The sequence below is a fragment of the Candidatus Brachybacter algidus genome (genome assembly GCF_016707225.1).
GTDB lineage: Bacteria > Bacteroidota > Bacteroidia > Chitinophagales > Saprospiraceae > Parvibacillus > Parvibacillus algidus.
On the sequence record NZ_JADJID010000001.1, the window covers coordinates 1319280 to 1335409 of the forward strand.

Genomic DNA, 16130 nt, shown 5'->3' on the forward strand with positions numbered 1-16130 from the left:
GTAGATATTTATCTGCTATGAGAAACAAAAATACATGAGCGAAGAGCAAGAATATATAGACAGTGAAGCGGAGCAAGGAGAAGAATTATACCTGCATTATTCATTTACTGTTGACAAAAAGCAAGGTCCTATCAGGATAGATAAGTTTCTGATGGATAAAATGCAACAAGTCACCAGGAACAGACTTCAGAACGGAATAAGAGCCGGAAGTGTGCTAGTAGACGGCAAAACAATAAAGCCAAATTATAAAGTAAGACCTCTGGAAGTCATTGAAATTGTTCTTCCACAAGCCCCAACAGATGCTTATAGGGTAGAACCTGAAGAAATGGATCTTAATATTGTCTACGAAGATGCTGATGTAATGGTGATAAATAAACCGGCAGGGTTGGTGGTTCATCCGGGACTTGGAAACAAATCAGGAACCTTAGTAAATGGCCTCGCTCATTATTTTCAACATGTGCTTCCTATCAAAGCAGGGAATAATAATGACAGACCTGGACTTGTGCACCGCATAGACAAAGACACAACAGGCCTTTTAGTCATAGCAAAAAATGAATACGCAATGACACATTTGGCTAAGCAATTCTTCGATCATTCTGTTACAAGAGAATATACTGCTTTAGTATGGGGAGATTTAGAACCAGCCGAAGGAAGAATAGAAGGGAACCTTGCACGAAACCCTTCTAACAGAATGCAAATGATCGTTTTTGAAGATGGTATCACCGGTAAGGAAGCTGTGACAAATTACAAGACGATGGAGTCATTCTACTATACAAGTCTTGTGAATTGCATTCTTGAAACAGGTAGAACTCATCAGATCAGAGCCCACATGACATATTTGGGACATCCTTTGTTCTCAGATGCACGCTATGGTGGCGATAAGATTTTAAAAGGAACAATCTTTACAAAATACAAGCAGTTTGTGGATAATTGCTTCAAAATATGCCCACGACAAGCATTACATGCAAGAACATTGGGTTTTGAGCATCCAGTTACCGGAAAACGATTAAATTTTGAATGTCCAATTCCAGATGATTTTGAGCAATTGATAGATAAGTGGAGAAAGTATTTGATGAGTAGGAAGATTGAGGAATAATTGTTAGTTGTTATTTATTAATTATTATTTGGGGGATTTTCAATAAATTTAAATAGTTTTTATAGATTTTTATTTCTCCGGGATCAGCGAATTTTGTATTTGATAAAGAATAATAATCGGTAATTATTTCAGCCTGTTGTTCATAGTTAATTCTCTTAATTTGTCTCGACATAACGATGTTCTCTAGTGAATGGACTCCGCCATAGTTATATCCTGGATTACTATTCTGAGCAAGAAGTGCCCTTATGATATAAACTGAACCAAATCGCTGGTATTGCCAACAATGTGAAGCTTCATGTATCAAGAGTTCTCCAGTGATTTTTCTATTAAAAAAAATGGTATTAAACCCAACGAATGCCATTGCAACATCACTAAAATAATGTTTATAAAGATCAAGTGAAATAGTATTTAAATTAATGGAATCATTAAAGACACTTTTGATAATATTCTTTTCTTCATGATTTAATGGTCTGTTTTTCCAATGAATGAAGTCAATTATCGTTTGAAATAATTCAGGAATTGCCAGTATATCCAGAATGTAGAATACAAATTCATAGGACCAAACAATTACTCCAATACCTGAATAACGATAGTGAACTAATAATTCATGCTTATTAAACAAGAGCTGAAATAAGACTATAAAATGTTTAAAAAACCTCCAAATTCTAAGAGGGTAGGAGGTTAGCAAATACAAAAGTCGATGCCCGAGCAATATTATTTTCTGAAGCAGCTGTTTCAATTTATTTAATTGTAAGAAATTGATTTGACAGGAGAAATCCTTGCCACTAAGGAAGAGGGTATAACCAGGAATAACATGATTATGAGTAAGGTGCAGATATTAATCAACAATATACTTTGTATTGAAAATTCTATAGGCGCTATTGATAAATAATAATCTGCCTCATTAAGCTTAATAACTTTAAAATGGTATTGAATCCAAGCCAATCCTAATCCGACAATATTACCCCACAATAAACCAAAAAATATTATGCGGGCTGATTGAAGTAAAAATATATTCCTTAATGGTCCGTTTCTCATTCCTAATGTCTTTAGAATTCCAATCATCTTCAACCTGTTTAAAATGAAGATAATGAGCACTGTTGCCATATTGATAAGACACACAGCGATCATCAGACCTAATATAACCACTTCATTGTAATCTTGCAGTTGGAGCCATTCAAATATGCCTGGAAATTTATTTCTGATAGTAGTACTAAAGACGTCAGCAGGTAACATCTCATTATACAGATAATCATTAATAATTTCGAGGTCGTTGAGGTTTTGTACAAATATTTCATACCCGGAAAACTGAACAGGAGTCCAATTTAATAAGTCCTGGAGGACAGATGCATCGCAAATGGCAAACTTTCTGTCATATTCTTCAAGACCTGTTTTGTAAACACCTACTATTTCAAATTTTCTGCCTATTTGTGAACCTCCAACCACAAAATATACAACTATTTCATTTCCGGTTGCTAGTTTTAACCTGCTTGCGGTCGTTTGACTAATGATGATAGTTCGTCCTGTGGAGTCATTTATAAGCTTTCCAGTGCCTGATACTAGGTATTTATTGACAAAAGAAGTATCAAAATCTGAAGCTACACCTTTGAGCACTAGTCCTTCAATTTGATCTTGAGCAGATAAAATGCCAGGCAATTGGACGAAACCTTGCAAATGACTAACTCCACCTTCTGTAGTTCTTTCAGACTTTCCCAGATAGACGCGACCACCGAAAATAGTCCGGTCTTCTGTATAAGCCACAGACTTAATACGCAAAATAGAATCAATAAGGCCCGGTGAAAGGACTAGTGGTTTGGGTTCAAGTGCTTGATTATACTCAGGAGCATTGAGATGAATATGACCCCAGAAATCAAATACTTTGGATTTAATTTGATTCTTAAAGCCCATAACCAGGCAAGTAGTGAGCAACATTACTGACAGGCTGAGCGCCACTGAAACAATGGCCAATTTAACAATAAAAGAAGCAAAAGCACTGTTTTCATGCTTATTGATCCTTGAGGCTATAAAGTAACTTAGATTCAAATCTTTTAAATAATTAACAGGCAAATCTACAATTTGATACATTTGCAAAAGATTAATACTTTGAATTTTGTAAAAATAAATTCAGGGAATACAACAAAAGCCATACAAAAAACATGAATTTTATAGAAGAACTGAAGTGGAGAGGTATGCTCCAGGATAGCACTCCCGGTGTAGAAGACTTATTTAAGGAAGGCCCGGTGACGGGATATATTGGTTTTGACCCAACTGCTGCTTCGCTAACCATTGGCAATTTTGTCCAGGTGATGTTATTATCATTTTTTCAAAGGACCGGCAACAAGCCAATCGTCCTCATGGGTGGTGCTACAGGCCTAATCGGGGATCCTTCTTTTAAAGACAATGAAAGAGTGCTCAAGACAGCCGAAGAAGTGCAAATTAATATTGATAAGCAAATGCTTCAGTTTAGGAAGTTATTGAATTTTGATGGACCTAACGGAGCCGTTTTTGTCAACAATTACGACTTTTATAAAGAAATGAATGTGTTGACTTTCTTACGTGATGTAGGAAAGACACTGACTGTCAATTATATGGCGAGCAAGGAATCTGTAAAAAAGCGCATGGAGACGGGGATTAGCTTTACAGAGTTCAGCTATCAGTTGCTTCAGGGTTATGACTATCAGGTCTTATATGATAAATATGGCTGCAAGATACAGATGGGTGGATCAGATCAATGGGGCAATATCACTGCCGGAACAGAATTTATCCGTAGAAATGTAGGTGGAAAAGCCTATGCTGCCACCACACCTTTGCTTACCAAGGCAGATGGACAGAAATTTGGTAAATCTGAAACTGGAAATATATGGTTGGATCCTGAAATGACCAACGCTTATCAGTTTTATCAGTTTTGGTTGAATAGTAATGATGCGGATGTTCCTAAGTTACTGAGATACTTTTCTTATAAAACAAAAGAGGAAATAGAAGCGCTTGATCAATTGCTGCAGACAGATCCAAATGAAGCCAAAAGAACACTTGCCGAAGAATTGACTGCAAGAGTGCATAGTGCAGAGGATATGGATTCAGTAAAAAAGGTTTCCTCCTTGTTATTTGGAAAAGGATTTGACGAGACTGCTGTTAAGTCACTGGATATTTCAACCATCAATTTGCTGAAGGGAGAATTACAAGTAGTTCAATTACCGATGGAAAAATGGAATTCAGGTAGTTTAATTGTTGACATTCTAACAGAAGATGCCAAAATATTTGCTTCTAAAGGTGACGCCAAACGCGCTATACAGGGCAATGCACTTCAAATCAATAGAGTTAGAATTTCAGAGCTAAGTTCGGTAACTTCATCTGATCAGATCTTTGCAAATAAATATGTATTTGTGGAAAATGGGAAGAAGCAGAAGGTGCTGGTGGAGTTGATTTAAAGAAGGTGAGAGTGTGAAGAACTGAGAAGGTGAGAAGGAAGGCAAAGCGAACAGGGAGAAGCGAGTGGCGAACAGTGAGAGCTGGCGGAATAGCATAATTTAAACTTGCAGCGATCTTTTTAATAATCTGACTTAATATTTATGGGATAAAAAATTAGAAGGTAGAAATTAGAAGTTAGAATGACGCTCCATAGGTTATTACCGATTTCCGATTACCGATTATCCATTCCTCATTTCTCAATGATTCTTATTCAAAATCTACAGTTAGACAGTTTGAATTTTGCTCCTGATAAAAAAAATATTTAACAATTAACAATTAACCACTACCTTCGTGTCATCTTATTGGGGTGCTGACCTTCTGTCGGCTGAGATAATACCCATTGAACCTGCCAGGGTAATGCCGGGAAGGGATGGAAATTTGTGAATAGATGCTGCTGTGAACCCCTTATGGCAGTTTTCATAAATTATTTTTCAATGTTAAATTTTAAATTTTTGTACATCAGAGCAATGTTGCTCATGGTAACTTTCTTATTTTGGAATTCATCTTACGCTCAGGAATTAAAGGTGATTGTAAGAGATGCTGAAGGTAAACCATTGCCGGCTGCTTCAGTCAGTATTTCCAATAAAAAAGCTATCACGGATCAAAGTGGTCAAATTATCTTTAACAAGGTTGAATATCCGGCTAAACTTATGGTTTCCTATGTTGGGTTTATATCCATTGATACCGCGCTATCCGGTATAGTTTCCGAAGTTAGATTTCGACTAAGGGAAAGTTCCACAATGCTTGAAAATTCATTGGTTATAGCCTCCTGGGCGCCTGACAATGGAAGCGTTACGCAAAAAACGATTAAGAAAACCGATTTCTATTTAAATTCTCCGAGTGACATGCCTGCATTACTTGAGAATTTACCCGGATCAGTTTCTACATCTGATGCTGGAAATGGCATCGGTTATTCCGGTATTCGCATCCGAGGAAGTGACCAATCGAGGATCAATGTCATGATCGATGGCGTTCCTGTGAATGATGCAGAATCTCAAAATGTTTTCTGGGTGGATCTTCCTGATCTTATTGAAGATGTTGAAATGGTGCAAGTACAACGCGGTGTGGGAGTGTCAACTTCCGGTCCGGGAGCATTTGGTGCCAATATTAATCTGCAGACAGGCAAGCTATCTGATGACATGGGTGTATCTGCCAATGCCGGTTATGGCTCCTTTAACAGCCAAAAATATGGTCTTGCTTATAGTACCGGCAGATTCGGCAAATATTTCAATATGAAATTAAGAGGAAGCAGGATCACCAGCGATGGTTATATTGACAGAGCCACGTCTGATCTATGGGCAGGTTCTGTTCAAACCCAGTTTAAAAAAGACAAATTGACGCTTGCTGCCAATATTTATTGGGGAAAAGAGCGGACTTATCAGGCATGGAATGGCATGCCTATACAATATTATCTCACAGATAATAAATCAACTTACAACTCAGCAGGATTGAAGAGTAATGGTACCTTTTTTGATGATGAAACAGACAATTATAGCCAATTGTACAGCAGAATCATTGGAACATACGATTTTAAAAAATCTTCCTTAAAATTAACTTTTTACAATACACTGGGTAAAGGCTACTACAATCAATATCGGGAAGAAAACATCAATGACTATTTTGAGGATGTGGAATTTCAGGATGTAAGCCTGGTCAGAGAGCGATGGTTGGACAATGATTTATTGGGTATCAATTTATTATATGGTTTTAAAGCAAATAAATGGAATATACAAATAGGCGGAAATGCCCAAAATTATGCCGGAAAACATTATGGAATAATTAAGACCATCGAACAAATAAATGTTTGGAAGCCAAGAGAATACTATTCGAATGAAGCAAATAAATTTGAGAGTAGTGTCTTCCTAAAAGGGGAAAAGAGATTTAATAATATTAGTGTTTTAGCAGATTTTCAGGGCCGAAATATTAAATATGAATACGAAGGTTTAAATACTACCAATGACCTTACTCAATTGAGTAAAAGCTATACCTTTTTTAACCCAAAATTAGGGTTATCATATTACTTGAATGAGATCAGTAGCTTTTATTTATATGGCGGTGTTGCACATAAAGAACCAAATAGAGATGATTTTACAGATGCTGCGCCCGGAAAGTTGCCAAATCCTGAAAGATTGATCAATTCAGAAATTGGATACAGATATACTGCAAATAAATTCCAACTTACGTTCAATCAATATACTATGTGGTACAAAGACCAATTGGTGCTTACCGGTAAGATCAATGATGTAGGCGCATATACAAGGTTTAATGTGGACGAAAGCTATCGAATAGGCGTTGAGTTGGATTTTAAATATAAAATTTCTGATTGGGTGTCATTGAATTCAAATCTCGCATTGAGTAAAAACAAGATCCCTGACTTTACAGAATTTATCGATGCAAGTGCCATTGTAAATGGTGAATTTGAATATCTCGATCAGGAAGCTAGATCTCTTGGAACAACTGATATTTCATTTAGTCCGAAGGCTATCTTTTTTGGACAAATTAGTTTTAATCCTTTCTCCACAACTCAAAATTTATTCAAAAGAGCAGCTTTATCTTATAATTACAAATATGTCAGCAGCCAGTATTTAGACAACACTTCTAATGAATTTGCACAATTGGATGGTTATACCTTGCATGGTTTTTCAATTCAAGTGCCTTTCAAATTTAAAAAGACGGGATTAACTCTTGATTTCCGATTGGATAATGCATTTGATAAAATATTTGTCAATAATGGATGGATTTACAGATTTAAAGCAGGTGGATATGATGCATCCGAAGGGGATCCTACGGTTCAGAAAGAAGGTGGTGACTATTTTAGCGCTGTTGGATATTTTCCACAAGCGGGAAGGCGATTTTATGTTGGATTAAAATTTACTCTATAATTTAATAGGGTTGGCCTTTCGACCAACCCTTGCGGGACACGCTCTTACAGAGCTAGAAATAAGAAAGGCTTCGAAATTATTCGGAGTTTTTCTTTTTAGGTTAGGCAGGTATAATTATATAACTTTACGATGCATTATTTCATATTTAAAATGACTCTATGAAGTTTTTAGTTGGCTTAAAATTCAGATATACAATTATTCTTTTTGCTTTATTTGTCGTTGTTTCAAATTCGAGGGCAAATGCAATAAAGGATTTTAATATTATACCACAGCCAGTCAGGATTTCTGCAGGGTCAGGAGTTTATGATTTTAGGACTGTTCAAAATTTTACCTTTTCTAAAACACCGAAGATAGATCCAATGCTGGATTTCAATAAGTGGTTAGAAAAGTATTTTGAGATAAAATTATTAAAGTCTACTGGTAATCAAAATCCTATCCAATTTATTCAATCTGATACGTTCACTCACGCAGATGCTTATCACCTGATCATATCCAAAGAAAAAATTACCATTATTTACAAAGAAGAGCGGGGGGCATTTTACGCAACCCAAACATTAAAGCAACTCTTTCCAATAGAAAATAAAGATATTAGCAAAAACAGAAATGTCAAGCTTGAAATACCTTGCGGTGAAATTTATGATTACCCCAGATTCTCTTACCGTGGAATGCACATGGATGAATCAAGGCACTTTTTCGGTCTTGCCGCAGTCAAAAAATACATAGATATGCTTGCCTTTCAAAAAATGAATTATTTTCATTGGCACCTTACAGATGATCAGGGATGGAGGATCGAGATCAAAAAATACCCTAAATTAACGACAATTGCAAACTGCAGGAAGGAAACCAGAATAGGGCATTACAGTGACAGGCCAATAGAATATGATGGTAAAAAATATTGTCATTTCTATACGCAAGAAGAGGCCAAAGAGATAGTTCGATACGCTTCAGAGAGGTTTATCACTGTCGTTCCGGAGATAGAAATGCCGGGACATGCCACAGCTGCCTTATCTGCTTATCCGGAATATGGATGTACAGGGAAAACAATCGAGGCGTCTACGACATGGGGTGTATTTGAAGATATTTTCTGCCCAAAGGAGGAAACATTTACTTTTCTGAATAATGTACTGGATGAGATCATGGCGATATTTCCATCTAAAATGATCCATGTAGGTGGGGATGAAGTTCCAAAAAAGCAATGGAAAGAAAGCAAGTTTTGTCAAGATTTGATAAAAAAAGAAAAGTTGAAAGACGAACATGGGCTTCAATCATATTTCATCAAAAGAATCGAAAAGCATATCAATTCAAGAGGAAGAATCATGATCGGCTGGGATGAAATCCTGGAAGGGGGATTGGCTCCAAATGCTGTGGTAATGTCTTGGAGAGGTACAGCTGGAGGAATGGAAGCAGCTAATCAGAATCATGAAGTGGTGATGACTCCGGGTTCACATTGTTACTTTGATCAATATCAATCAAAGAATGCCGGAGAGCCAATTGCTATCGGTGGATTCCTGACATTAAAGAAAGTGTATACATTTGATCCAATCCCTTCTAAGTTGCCAATTGAAAAGCAAAAATACATTTTAGGAGGCCAAGCAAATCTATGGGCCGAATATATTGCTACTCCTGAACACTTGCAATACATGGCTTATCCCAGATCCTTTGCACTTGCAGAGGCCTTGTGGTCGCAAGAGTCAACCAAAAATTACAATAATTTTCTGTCAAAATTGACCCGGCAAATTTCCAGGCTGGATGCATGGGAAATAAATTATGCAAAACATTTCTTTTCACTGGATATTAATACCATTCAAAATGCAGGTAATTTATTAGCCAATATCACATCAGATGCCCCAAAAAATATGCTGCAGTATAGGATAAGTAAGAACAAATCGAATACAGCATGGTTACCATTCACTGAACCTGCTGGGTTATCTGAATCCGGCACTATTGAGGCGAGATTAGTTGATACTACAAATGATCAAATTTATTCTACAATAAGGAAAGAATTCAATATTAATCTGGCAAGTGGAAAGGAAATTCAACTAACAAATGAACCTAATGAAAAATATAATTCAGGAGGTAAGTCAGCCTTAGTAAATGGCATGATTGGAGCGAATGATAATTATGGTGGTGATGAATGGTTGGGCTTTTTAGGAAAAGATCTGGAAGCAATTATAGATTTGAACGAAAGTAATGCTTTACATCATGTAGAACTGAGATTTTACAATGCAAATGGTCAATGGGTCTATGGACCTCGATCAATTGAAGTATTTGGAGCAAACGAAAAAGACCAATGGGTAAAAATTGAAAAGTCTGCTGAGCAAACTGAAAATGATAAAATCATAAAAGCTAAGATCTATCTCAATGGATCATCTTATCGATATATAAAAATATTGGCCAAAAGGCACGGTATCATTAAAGATGGTTTGCAAGGAGCTGGAAATGAAGCCTGGTTATTCTGTGATGAGATTGTTGTCGATTAAGATGAATTTAGATGTATTAGCCAGTCCGCTCGAAAGAATTTCTAACCAATTATTTACGAAGAAAAGGGTTAACATATTTATCAAACGCGACGATCTGATTCATCCGGTCATCGAAGGCAACAAATTTAGAAAGCTTAAATACAATATAGAGGAAATAATAAAAGGACAATTTAAAGTCATTGAAACCTTTGGTGGAGCCTATTCCAACCACCTTTTGGCAGTCAGTCAGGCAGGAAAATATATTAATATTCCTACGATCGGTTATGTAAATGCTGCTTATGCAGATCCCAATAATCATACTTTAAAAGCTTGTGCTGATAATGGCATGGAGTTGAGATATTTCGACAAAGTAACTTTTAAAAAGATGTTGGAAGAGGGTAGAGGGATTGAAAATAATTCCTACTTTCTTCCTGAAGGCGGTTCTAATGAGGAAGCGCTGAAAGGAACTTCAGAAATTGTTACTGAAATTATATTGCAATTGCCTGGTGTTTCTCACATAGTATGTCCCTTAGGCACTGGAGGAACGATAGCCGGAATGATAACCAACGATAATAAACATTTAAAAATAATAGCAGTTCCGGTATTAAAGATGGATGCTGTTTCTCATTTACAAAATAAATTCAACCAATTAGATTTTGATGATTTAGAGATCTGGCCTGACTGTCATTTTGGAGGTTATGCAAAGATTCAACCTGAGTTGATTGATTTTATCAAGACATGGTATGATGATACCAATATCGTGATCGACCCCATATACAATGGGAAGGCACTTTATGGATTATTCGATAAGATAAATAATGATCACTTTCCTGAAGGTTCCAATATCGTTTATGTGCATACGGGTGGTAGTCAGGGTATTTATGGGATGAATGAGCGGTTTGGATTAAAATTACCTGTAAAATGAAACAATTAAAAACAGAATAAATGAAAGAATGGAGCATAAAGTAACACCAAAAATTCGTGTTAGATGCGAAGCATCATTAGTGAAATTAGTGGCAAGAAGAAAAAAGATTAAATTGCAAGTAGATCAAATAAACATATAAAATTCACAAAGTTTTTATTTGCCATGAATTACACGAATTTTCACGAATAAGCCATAAATTGGATGACATTACTTTGCTTATTGAGCCTAAATAATCCTGTAACAGACTATAAATTCGTGTTAGATGCGAAGCATCATTAGTGAAATTAGTGGCAAAAGAAAAAAGAATAATATCAAGTAGATCATGTAAACATATAAAATTCACAAAGTTTTTTTTTGCCACGAACTACACGAATTTTCACGAATAAGCCATAAATTGGAGGACATTACTTTGCTTATTGAGCCTAAATAATCCTGTAACAGACTATAAATTCGTGTAAGATGTGAAGCATCATTAGTGAAATTAGTGGCTAAAAGAAAAAGGAAATTACAAGTAGATCTTGGATAAATATAAATTCTTAAAGCTATTATTTGTCACGAATTACACGAATTTTCACAAATGAATATTTGTTAAAAATATCATTCAATATTTAGCAGACTCCGGAATATTTATTTTAAAGAACTACTCTTCTATATTGTAATGTTGGCTCTCCAAAGTTGACTATAAGACCCAACTTAAGACCAGAAACTTTTAGATAATTAATTGTCTGAGCATAAAAATCACTTCTTATTTCAGATACACTCTTAATTTCAAGAATGATCTTATCCATTACAACAAAATCAGCAAAGTAACTATGAGGTAAAATCACTCCTTTGTATTTTATTGAAAACTCTTTCTCTCGGCTGAAAGGGATTTTTGCCTTTTCTAATTCAATTACTAAAGCGTCTTTGTAAACTATTTCCTTAAAACCTCGACCAAGTATTCTATGAATAGTCATACAATTCCCAATAATTTGGAAACATTCATCTTTGAAAATTAAATCCTTCATGGGTGTGAAGTTTAAAATGATAAAATATTAATCGTTTCTAAATAAGATAAATTTAATCTTACAACAACATCGTCACCGGATTCTCCATATAACCCTTAAAAGTCTGCAAGAATTTTGCTCCTACAGCGCCATCTACAACTCTGTGATCACACGACAAGGTGACTTTCATAGTGTTGCCGGCTACGACAGCGCCATTTTTCACTACAGGTTTCGCAACAATGGTTCCTACTGCAAGAATACAAGCATCCGGAGGATTGATAATAGCAGTAAATGCTTCAATGTCAAACATACCAAGATTAGAGATCGTGAATGTGTTGCCTTGCATCTCATCCAAACCAAGTTTTTTGTCTTTAGCCTTACCTGCAAGTGTCTTAACTTCTGAATTAATCTCTGAGAGTGATTTAAAATTGGCATTTTTAACCACAGGAACTAACAAACCTTCACCTACTGCAACCGCCACACCAATATTTACGACATAATTCTCACGAATAAAATCATTCATCCATGAAGAATTTACTTGAGGATGCTTGACAAGTGCTAATGATACAGCTTTTATAACTAGATCATTGTATGATATTTTGACTTCTCCTCCCTTATTCAGAGCTTCTCTGGCTTGCATCGCTGCCTCCATATCCACTTCAAGTGTAAGATAGAAGTGGGGTGCTGTAAACATACTTTCACCAAGTCGTCTAGCTATTGTTTTTCTGATCTGGGTTAGTGGATAGTCTTTGTATGCTTCACCGGATGTATTTATGGTGCGACTAGGAACAGAAGCTGCTGATGGTTGTTCAGAGTATGTTTCAATATCATGCTTAATGATTCTGCCACCATCTCCAGAGCCATGAACTTTAGATATGTCTATTCCTTTGTCACTTGCAATGGCTTTAGCTAAAGGACTTGCTTTGACACGGCTATCTGCGGATGAAGGGGTTTCATTCTTTTTATCTTCTTCTTTTGGCTGAGTTTCTTCTGCAGAGTCAGGCTTTTCTTGTGCAGACGCTGTATCCGCTTTAGTCTGCTCAGTAGCTGGCATATTACTTGCACCATTACCGGAGAGTAATCCGGAAATATCTTCTCCATCTTTTCCGATTATGGCAAGCAATGCGCCGACAGCAATTGTTCCTTCAGGAACACCAATATGCAATAATGTACCCTCATAAAAGCTCTCTAACTCCATCGTAGCTTTATCTGTCTCTACTTCTGCCAAGATATCGCCGGGACTAACTTTATCACCAACTTTTTTCAACCAACCAACTATATTTCCCTCTTCCATAGTATCACTAAGGCGGGGCATCATTATTACTTCAGCCATTTCAAATTTATATATAGCCCAAAAATAGACTTTTTAACACAATTGACAAATCTAAGTCTAAATTATGTGGAATAAGTTTTAGGATTCTGTCTTTTTTAAAAAATTAAAAAAGCCGCTGGTAAAATAACCAACGGCTTTGGGGTGAATGAGGGGTCTCGAACCCCCGACCTTCGGTACCACAAACCGACGCTCTAACCAACTGAGCTACAATCACCGTCTTTAAGGATGGCAAAGATAAAATTATTTTATATCCTGAAAAGTATTTTTTAAAAAATCATTATATGAATTTTGCAAACTATTGAAATTGAAATCATTAACACCTCATTTTATTTTTAATTCGATGTTTGATTGAACTTTTTAAATTTTAATGTGCTTTTAAAAAGGAATATTATAATTATTTCATAAAAAATATATATCATGGATAAGAGGATTTTCCTTAAAAGACTAGGACTTGCGTCTTTTAGTCTAATGGCTTCACGCTTTTTGTTTGCTTCAGAGATTGAGGATATTGATAACGGACCTATATCTGAAGAAACCTTTCCTGAAGGTGGAAAATTTACATTACCGAAACTTCCTTATGCTTTCAATGCTCTTGAGCCAAATATAGATGCTCAAACCATGGAAATACATTACACTAAGCATCATCAGGGTTATGTAGACAACCTTAATGCCGCCATAGCAGGAAAGCCTGCTGCGGGATACTCACTGGAAAAAATCTGTAGCATGGCAAATAACACAGATATGGCAACAAGAAATAATGCCGGTGGGCACTTCAATCATTCTATGTTTTGGCAAAGTATGACACCAAATGGACAAGGCAAACCTTCAGGAGCGTTAGCTACTGCTATTGATAACAATTTTGGATCTTTTGATAAGTTTAAAGAAAAATTTGAAGCTGAGGCAAAAACTAGATTTGGTTCTGGATGGGCCTGGCTAGTAAAAGGAGCTAATGGCAAATTGTACGTTTATTCAACTCCAAATCAAGACAATCCATTGATGAGTAAGCTTGGATTTAAAGGAACTCCATTATTAGGTCTTGACGTTTGGGAACATGCATATTACCTTAAATATCAAAATAAGCGTCCCGATTATGTCGCAAATTTCTGGAAGTTAGTGAATTGGGACTTCGTTGGTGAGCAATATGCTAAAAAATAATTTTTAAAGGATTAGGATATTTAAAATATTAATATACCTTTGCGAACTCTTTTGAAGAAAAGAAAGTAAAGATATTGGAGAGATGGCAGAGTGGTTTAATGCGGCAGTCTTGAAAACTGTTGACTGTAACAGGTCCCGGGGTTCGAATCCCTGTCTCTCCGCAATTTTTTAAATTGGTTCAAAGTGGATTTTTTCAAATATTTAAATAAAAGCTCGCTTTTAAATTTAAATATTTGAAAAAAGACACAGCGACGCTAGGAGCGAACCAATTTAAAAAATTGCATTTCCCCATTACCCGAGACATTAGGGACCATGCAATAATCCCGGCTGCACTAAATCTCCCAAAGCATAATTTTGTACTAAGTTGCCCTAATAAAAGCTCGCTTTACATTTTAATAATTGAAAAAATCCACAGCGACGCAGGAGCGAACCAATTTAAAAAATTTGCATTCCCCCATAACCCGAGACAATAGGGATCATGTAATAATCCCATTCCACCCAAACCAAATAATTTCATTCGTATCAATTATTAAAATAAAAGCTCGCTTTAAATTTTAATATTTGAAAAAAGACACAGCGACGCTAGGAGCGAACCAATTTAAAAAATTGCATTTCCCCATTACCCGAGACATTAGGGATCATGCAATAATCCCGACTGCACTAAATCTCCCAAAGCATAATTTTGTACTAAGTTGCCCTAATAAAAGCTCGCTTTTAAATTTTAATAATTGAAAAAGGATACAGCGACGCAGGAGCGAACCAATTAAAAATTTGCATTCTCCCATAACCCGAGACAATAGGGATCATGTAATAATCCCGTCTACATCAAATTTCAGTTTACAAATGACACCCCGGCCTTTGGCCACCCCTCAGGAGGGGAAGTTCTAACTTTGCTTTTGTTATTATTGTGTAGGAGCGAACCAATTTAAAAAGTTGCATTCCACAATCACCTGAGACAATAAGAATCATGGAATAATCCCAATTATAAATTCAAGTTTTTAATAAATATTGAAAATGCTGTTGGCCTGTGGCTATTAGCTTTTGGCCCTTTTGCTGAAAAAAGATTATTCTTGGTTTCAATTTGATTATGGCCTGTGTTTTTAATTTAAAAAGTTGTGGTTCAAAGAAAACTTAAACAGTCTCTTCAAAATACTCCAATCAATCTATTTATCTAACAAAGTAAATTGTTTGTACTTTTGAACAGAAATCAGACATGGTAAGCATTGAATTATAAAGAAATAATAGATTACAAAGAACTATTGCGATGGGACAATACCCTTTATGCTACGCGCTGTATAATTGGTGTTGTGATCTGCTATATTCTTTTCATCTATTTTCCGGAACTTCCATTCCAATGGTCAGTAGTTTCTGTAGTAGTGGCGATTTCTCCGGATAATAGTCCACAACTCGCTGTGGACAGGATGAAGGCCAATCTATTAGGATGTGCGATAGGTTTTGGTTTATTTTTTGTCCATGCACCAAATCTCATTATGCTATGCATCGGTATTGTTCTGACTATAATTGCCGGGTTATCTCTTCAACTTCAAGGTTCAATCAGAAGTGCCTTGGCAGCAATAGTCGTCCTAATGGTAGACAGTAGTCATGTTCACGATTGGAGACTTGCACTTGGAAGGCTATCATGTGTCATAATTGGCTGTCTTATTGCACTGATGGTTACAATAGGTTTCAATAAAATATTTCATTTAATCAAGAAAAGACCCTTCTTACCTTCAGATATAATTGATCCAAAATCATAGATATACTAATTGGAAATAGATGTGACCACTTTGGAACTGAATTTTTCACAATGTTTGCTCTTTGCTGTT

At 36.0% G+C, this 16130-nt stretch carries 11 protein-coding genes and 2 tRNA genes; 8 read left to right on the forward strand and 5 right to left on the reverse strand.

Features of this window, described 5'->3' with window-relative positions:
* Positions 1 to 34 precede the first annotated feature (34 nt).
* Positions 35 to 1096 carry an RluA family pseudouridine synthase gene (locus IPI15_RS05380; protein WP_287419418.1) on the forward strand — a complete coding sequence of 354 codons (1062 nt, stop codon included), beginning with the start codon at positions 35 to 37 and terminating at the stop codon, positions 1094 to 1096.
* A gap of 10 nt (positions 1097 to 1106) precedes the next feature.
* Here the strand turns inward: IPI15_RS05380 and IPI15_RS05385 are convergent, their stop codons facing one another.
* Together IPI15_RS05385 and IPI15_RS05390 are read right to left on the reverse strand one after the other, a co-directional pair.
* Entirely contained in the window at positions 1107 to 1718 is a 612-nt protein-coding gene (locus tag IPI15_RS05385) for a hypothetical protein (RefSeq protein WP_287401248.1), read from the reverse strand.
* 122 nt (positions 1719 to 1840) lie between these two features.
* A complete protein-coding gene (locus tag IPI15_RS05390) occupies positions 1841 to 3181 on the reverse strand; it encodes an ABC transporter permease (RefSeq protein WP_287401249.1) in 1341 nt (446 codons plus the stop codon).
* Between the two features lie 71 nt (positions 3182 to 3252).
* Here IPI15_RS05390 and tyrS point away from each other — a divergent pair, with 71 nt between their 5' ends.
* The 4 genes from tyrS to IPI15_RS05410 all read left to right on the forward strand — a co-directional run bounded on the left by tyrS (position 3253) and on the right by IPI15_RS05410 (position 10830).
* Positions 3253 to 4524, forward strand: a complete 1272-nt coding sequence (gene tyrS, locus IPI15_RS05395) for a tyrosine--tRNA ligase (RefSeq protein ID WP_287401252.1) — start codon at positions 3253 to 3255, stop codon at positions 4522 to 4524.
* A gap of 474 nt (positions 4525 to 4998) precedes the next feature.
* Positions 4999 to 7446, forward strand: a complete 2448-nt coding sequence (locus IPI15_RS05400; RefSeq protein WP_287419419.1) for a TonB-dependent receptor — start codon at positions 4999 to 5001, stop codon at positions 7444 to 7446.
* Between the two features lie 158 nt (positions 7447 to 7604).
* Positions 7605 to 9926: a beta-N-acetylhexosaminidase gene (locus IPI15_RS05405; RefSeq protein WP_287401255.1), complete on the forward strand. Its 2322-nt coding sequence runs from the start codon at positions 7605 to 7607 to the stop codon at positions 9924 to 9926.
* On the forward strand, positions 9886 to 10830 hold the full coding sequence (locus IPI15_RS05410) for a 1-aminocyclopropane-1-carboxylate deaminase/D-cysteine desulfhydrase (protein WP_287401257.1): 945 nt from the start codon (positions 9886 to 9888) through the stop codon (positions 10828 to 10830). The genes IPI15_RS05405 and IPI15_RS05410 overlap by 41 nt, the downstream gene beginning before the upstream one ends.
* A 632-nt stretch (positions 10831 to 11462) precedes the next feature.
* Here IPI15_RS05410 and IPI15_RS05415 read toward each other — a convergent pair.
* The 3 genes from IPI15_RS05415 to IPI15_RS05425 form a co-directional block, all read right to left on the reverse strand.
* Positions 11463 to 11837 carry a GxxExxY protein gene (locus tag IPI15_RS05415; RefSeq protein WP_287401258.1) on the reverse strand — a complete coding sequence of 125 codons (375 nt, stop codon included), beginning with the start codon at positions 11835 to 11837 and terminating at the stop codon, positions 11463 to 11465.
* A 58-nt stretch (positions 11838 to 11895) separates the two neighbouring features.
* Positions 11896 to 13149: a pyruvate dehydrogenase complex dihydrolipoamide acetyltransferase gene (locus IPI15_RS05420; protein WP_287401259.1), complete on the reverse strand. Its 1254-nt coding sequence runs from the start codon at positions 13147 to 13149 to the stop codon at positions 11896 to 11898.
* A 137-nt stretch (positions 13150 to 13286) separates the two neighbouring features.
* Positions 13287 to 13363: transfer RNA gene (locus IPI15_RS05425), tRNA-His, on the reverse strand.
* Between the two features lie 203 nt (positions 13364 to 13566).
* Here IPI15_RS05425 and IPI15_RS05430 point away from each other — a divergent pair.
* The 3 genes from IPI15_RS05430 (at position 13567) to IPI15_RS05440 (ending at position 16061) form a co-directional block, all read left to right on the forward strand.
* Positions 13567 to 14304 (forward strand): superoxide dismutase, encoded by a 738-nt coding sequence (locus IPI15_RS05430; RefSeq protein ID WP_287419421.1) that lies wholly within the window; start codon positions 13567 to 13569, stop codon positions 14302 to 14304.
* Between the two features lie 76 nt (positions 14305 to 14380).
* Positions 14381 to 14465, forward strand: a tRNA-Ser gene (locus IPI15_RS05435).
* 1062 nt (positions 14466 to 15527) lie between these two features.
* Positions 15528 to 16061, forward strand: a complete 534-nt coding sequence (locus IPI15_RS05440; protein WP_287401262.1) for an aromatic acid exporter family protein — start codon at positions 15528 to 15530, stop codon at positions 16059 to 16061.
* The last annotated feature ends 69 nt before the right edge of the window (positions 16062 to 16130 follow it).

Excerpts from the sequence above, each read along its gene's own strand:
- IPI15_RS05405 (WP_287401255.1), top strand. The coding sequence starts at position 7,605 with ATGAAGTTTTTAGTTGGCTTAAAATTCAGATATACAATTATTCTTTTT.
- IPI15_RS05380 (WP_287419418.1), top strand. The coding sequence starts at position 35 with ATGAGCGAAGAGCAAGAATATATAGACAGTGAAGCGGAGCAAGGAGAA.
- IPI15_RS05420 (WP_287401259.1), bottom strand. The coding sequence starts at position 13,149 with ATGGCTGAAGTAATAATGATGCCCCGCCTTAGTGATACTATGGAAGAG.
- IPI15_RS05390 (WP_287401249.1), bottom strand. The coding sequence starts at position 3,181 with ATGTATCAAATTGTAGATTTGCCTGTTAATTATTTAAAAGATTTGAAT.
- IPI15_RS05415 (WP_287401258.1), bottom strand. The coding sequence starts at position 11,837 with ATGAAGGATTTAATTTTCAAAGATGAATGTTTCCAAATTATTGGGAAT.
- IPI15_RS05400 (WP_287419419.1), top strand. The coding sequence starts at position 4,999 with ATGTTAAATTTTAAATTTTTGTACATCAGAGCAATGTTGCTCATGGTA.
- IPI15_RS05410 (WP_287401257.1), top strand. The coding sequence starts at position 9,886 with ATGAAGCCTGGTTATTCTGTGATGAGATTGTTGTCGATTAAGATGAAT.
- tyrS (WP_287401252.1), top strand. The coding sequence starts at position 3,253 with ATGAATTTTATAGAAGAACTGAAGTGGAGAGGTATGCTCCAGGATAGC.
- IPI15_RS05430 (WP_287419421.1), top strand. The coding sequence starts at position 13,567 with ATGGATAAGAGGATTTTCCTTAAAAGACTAGGACTTGCGTCTTTTAGT.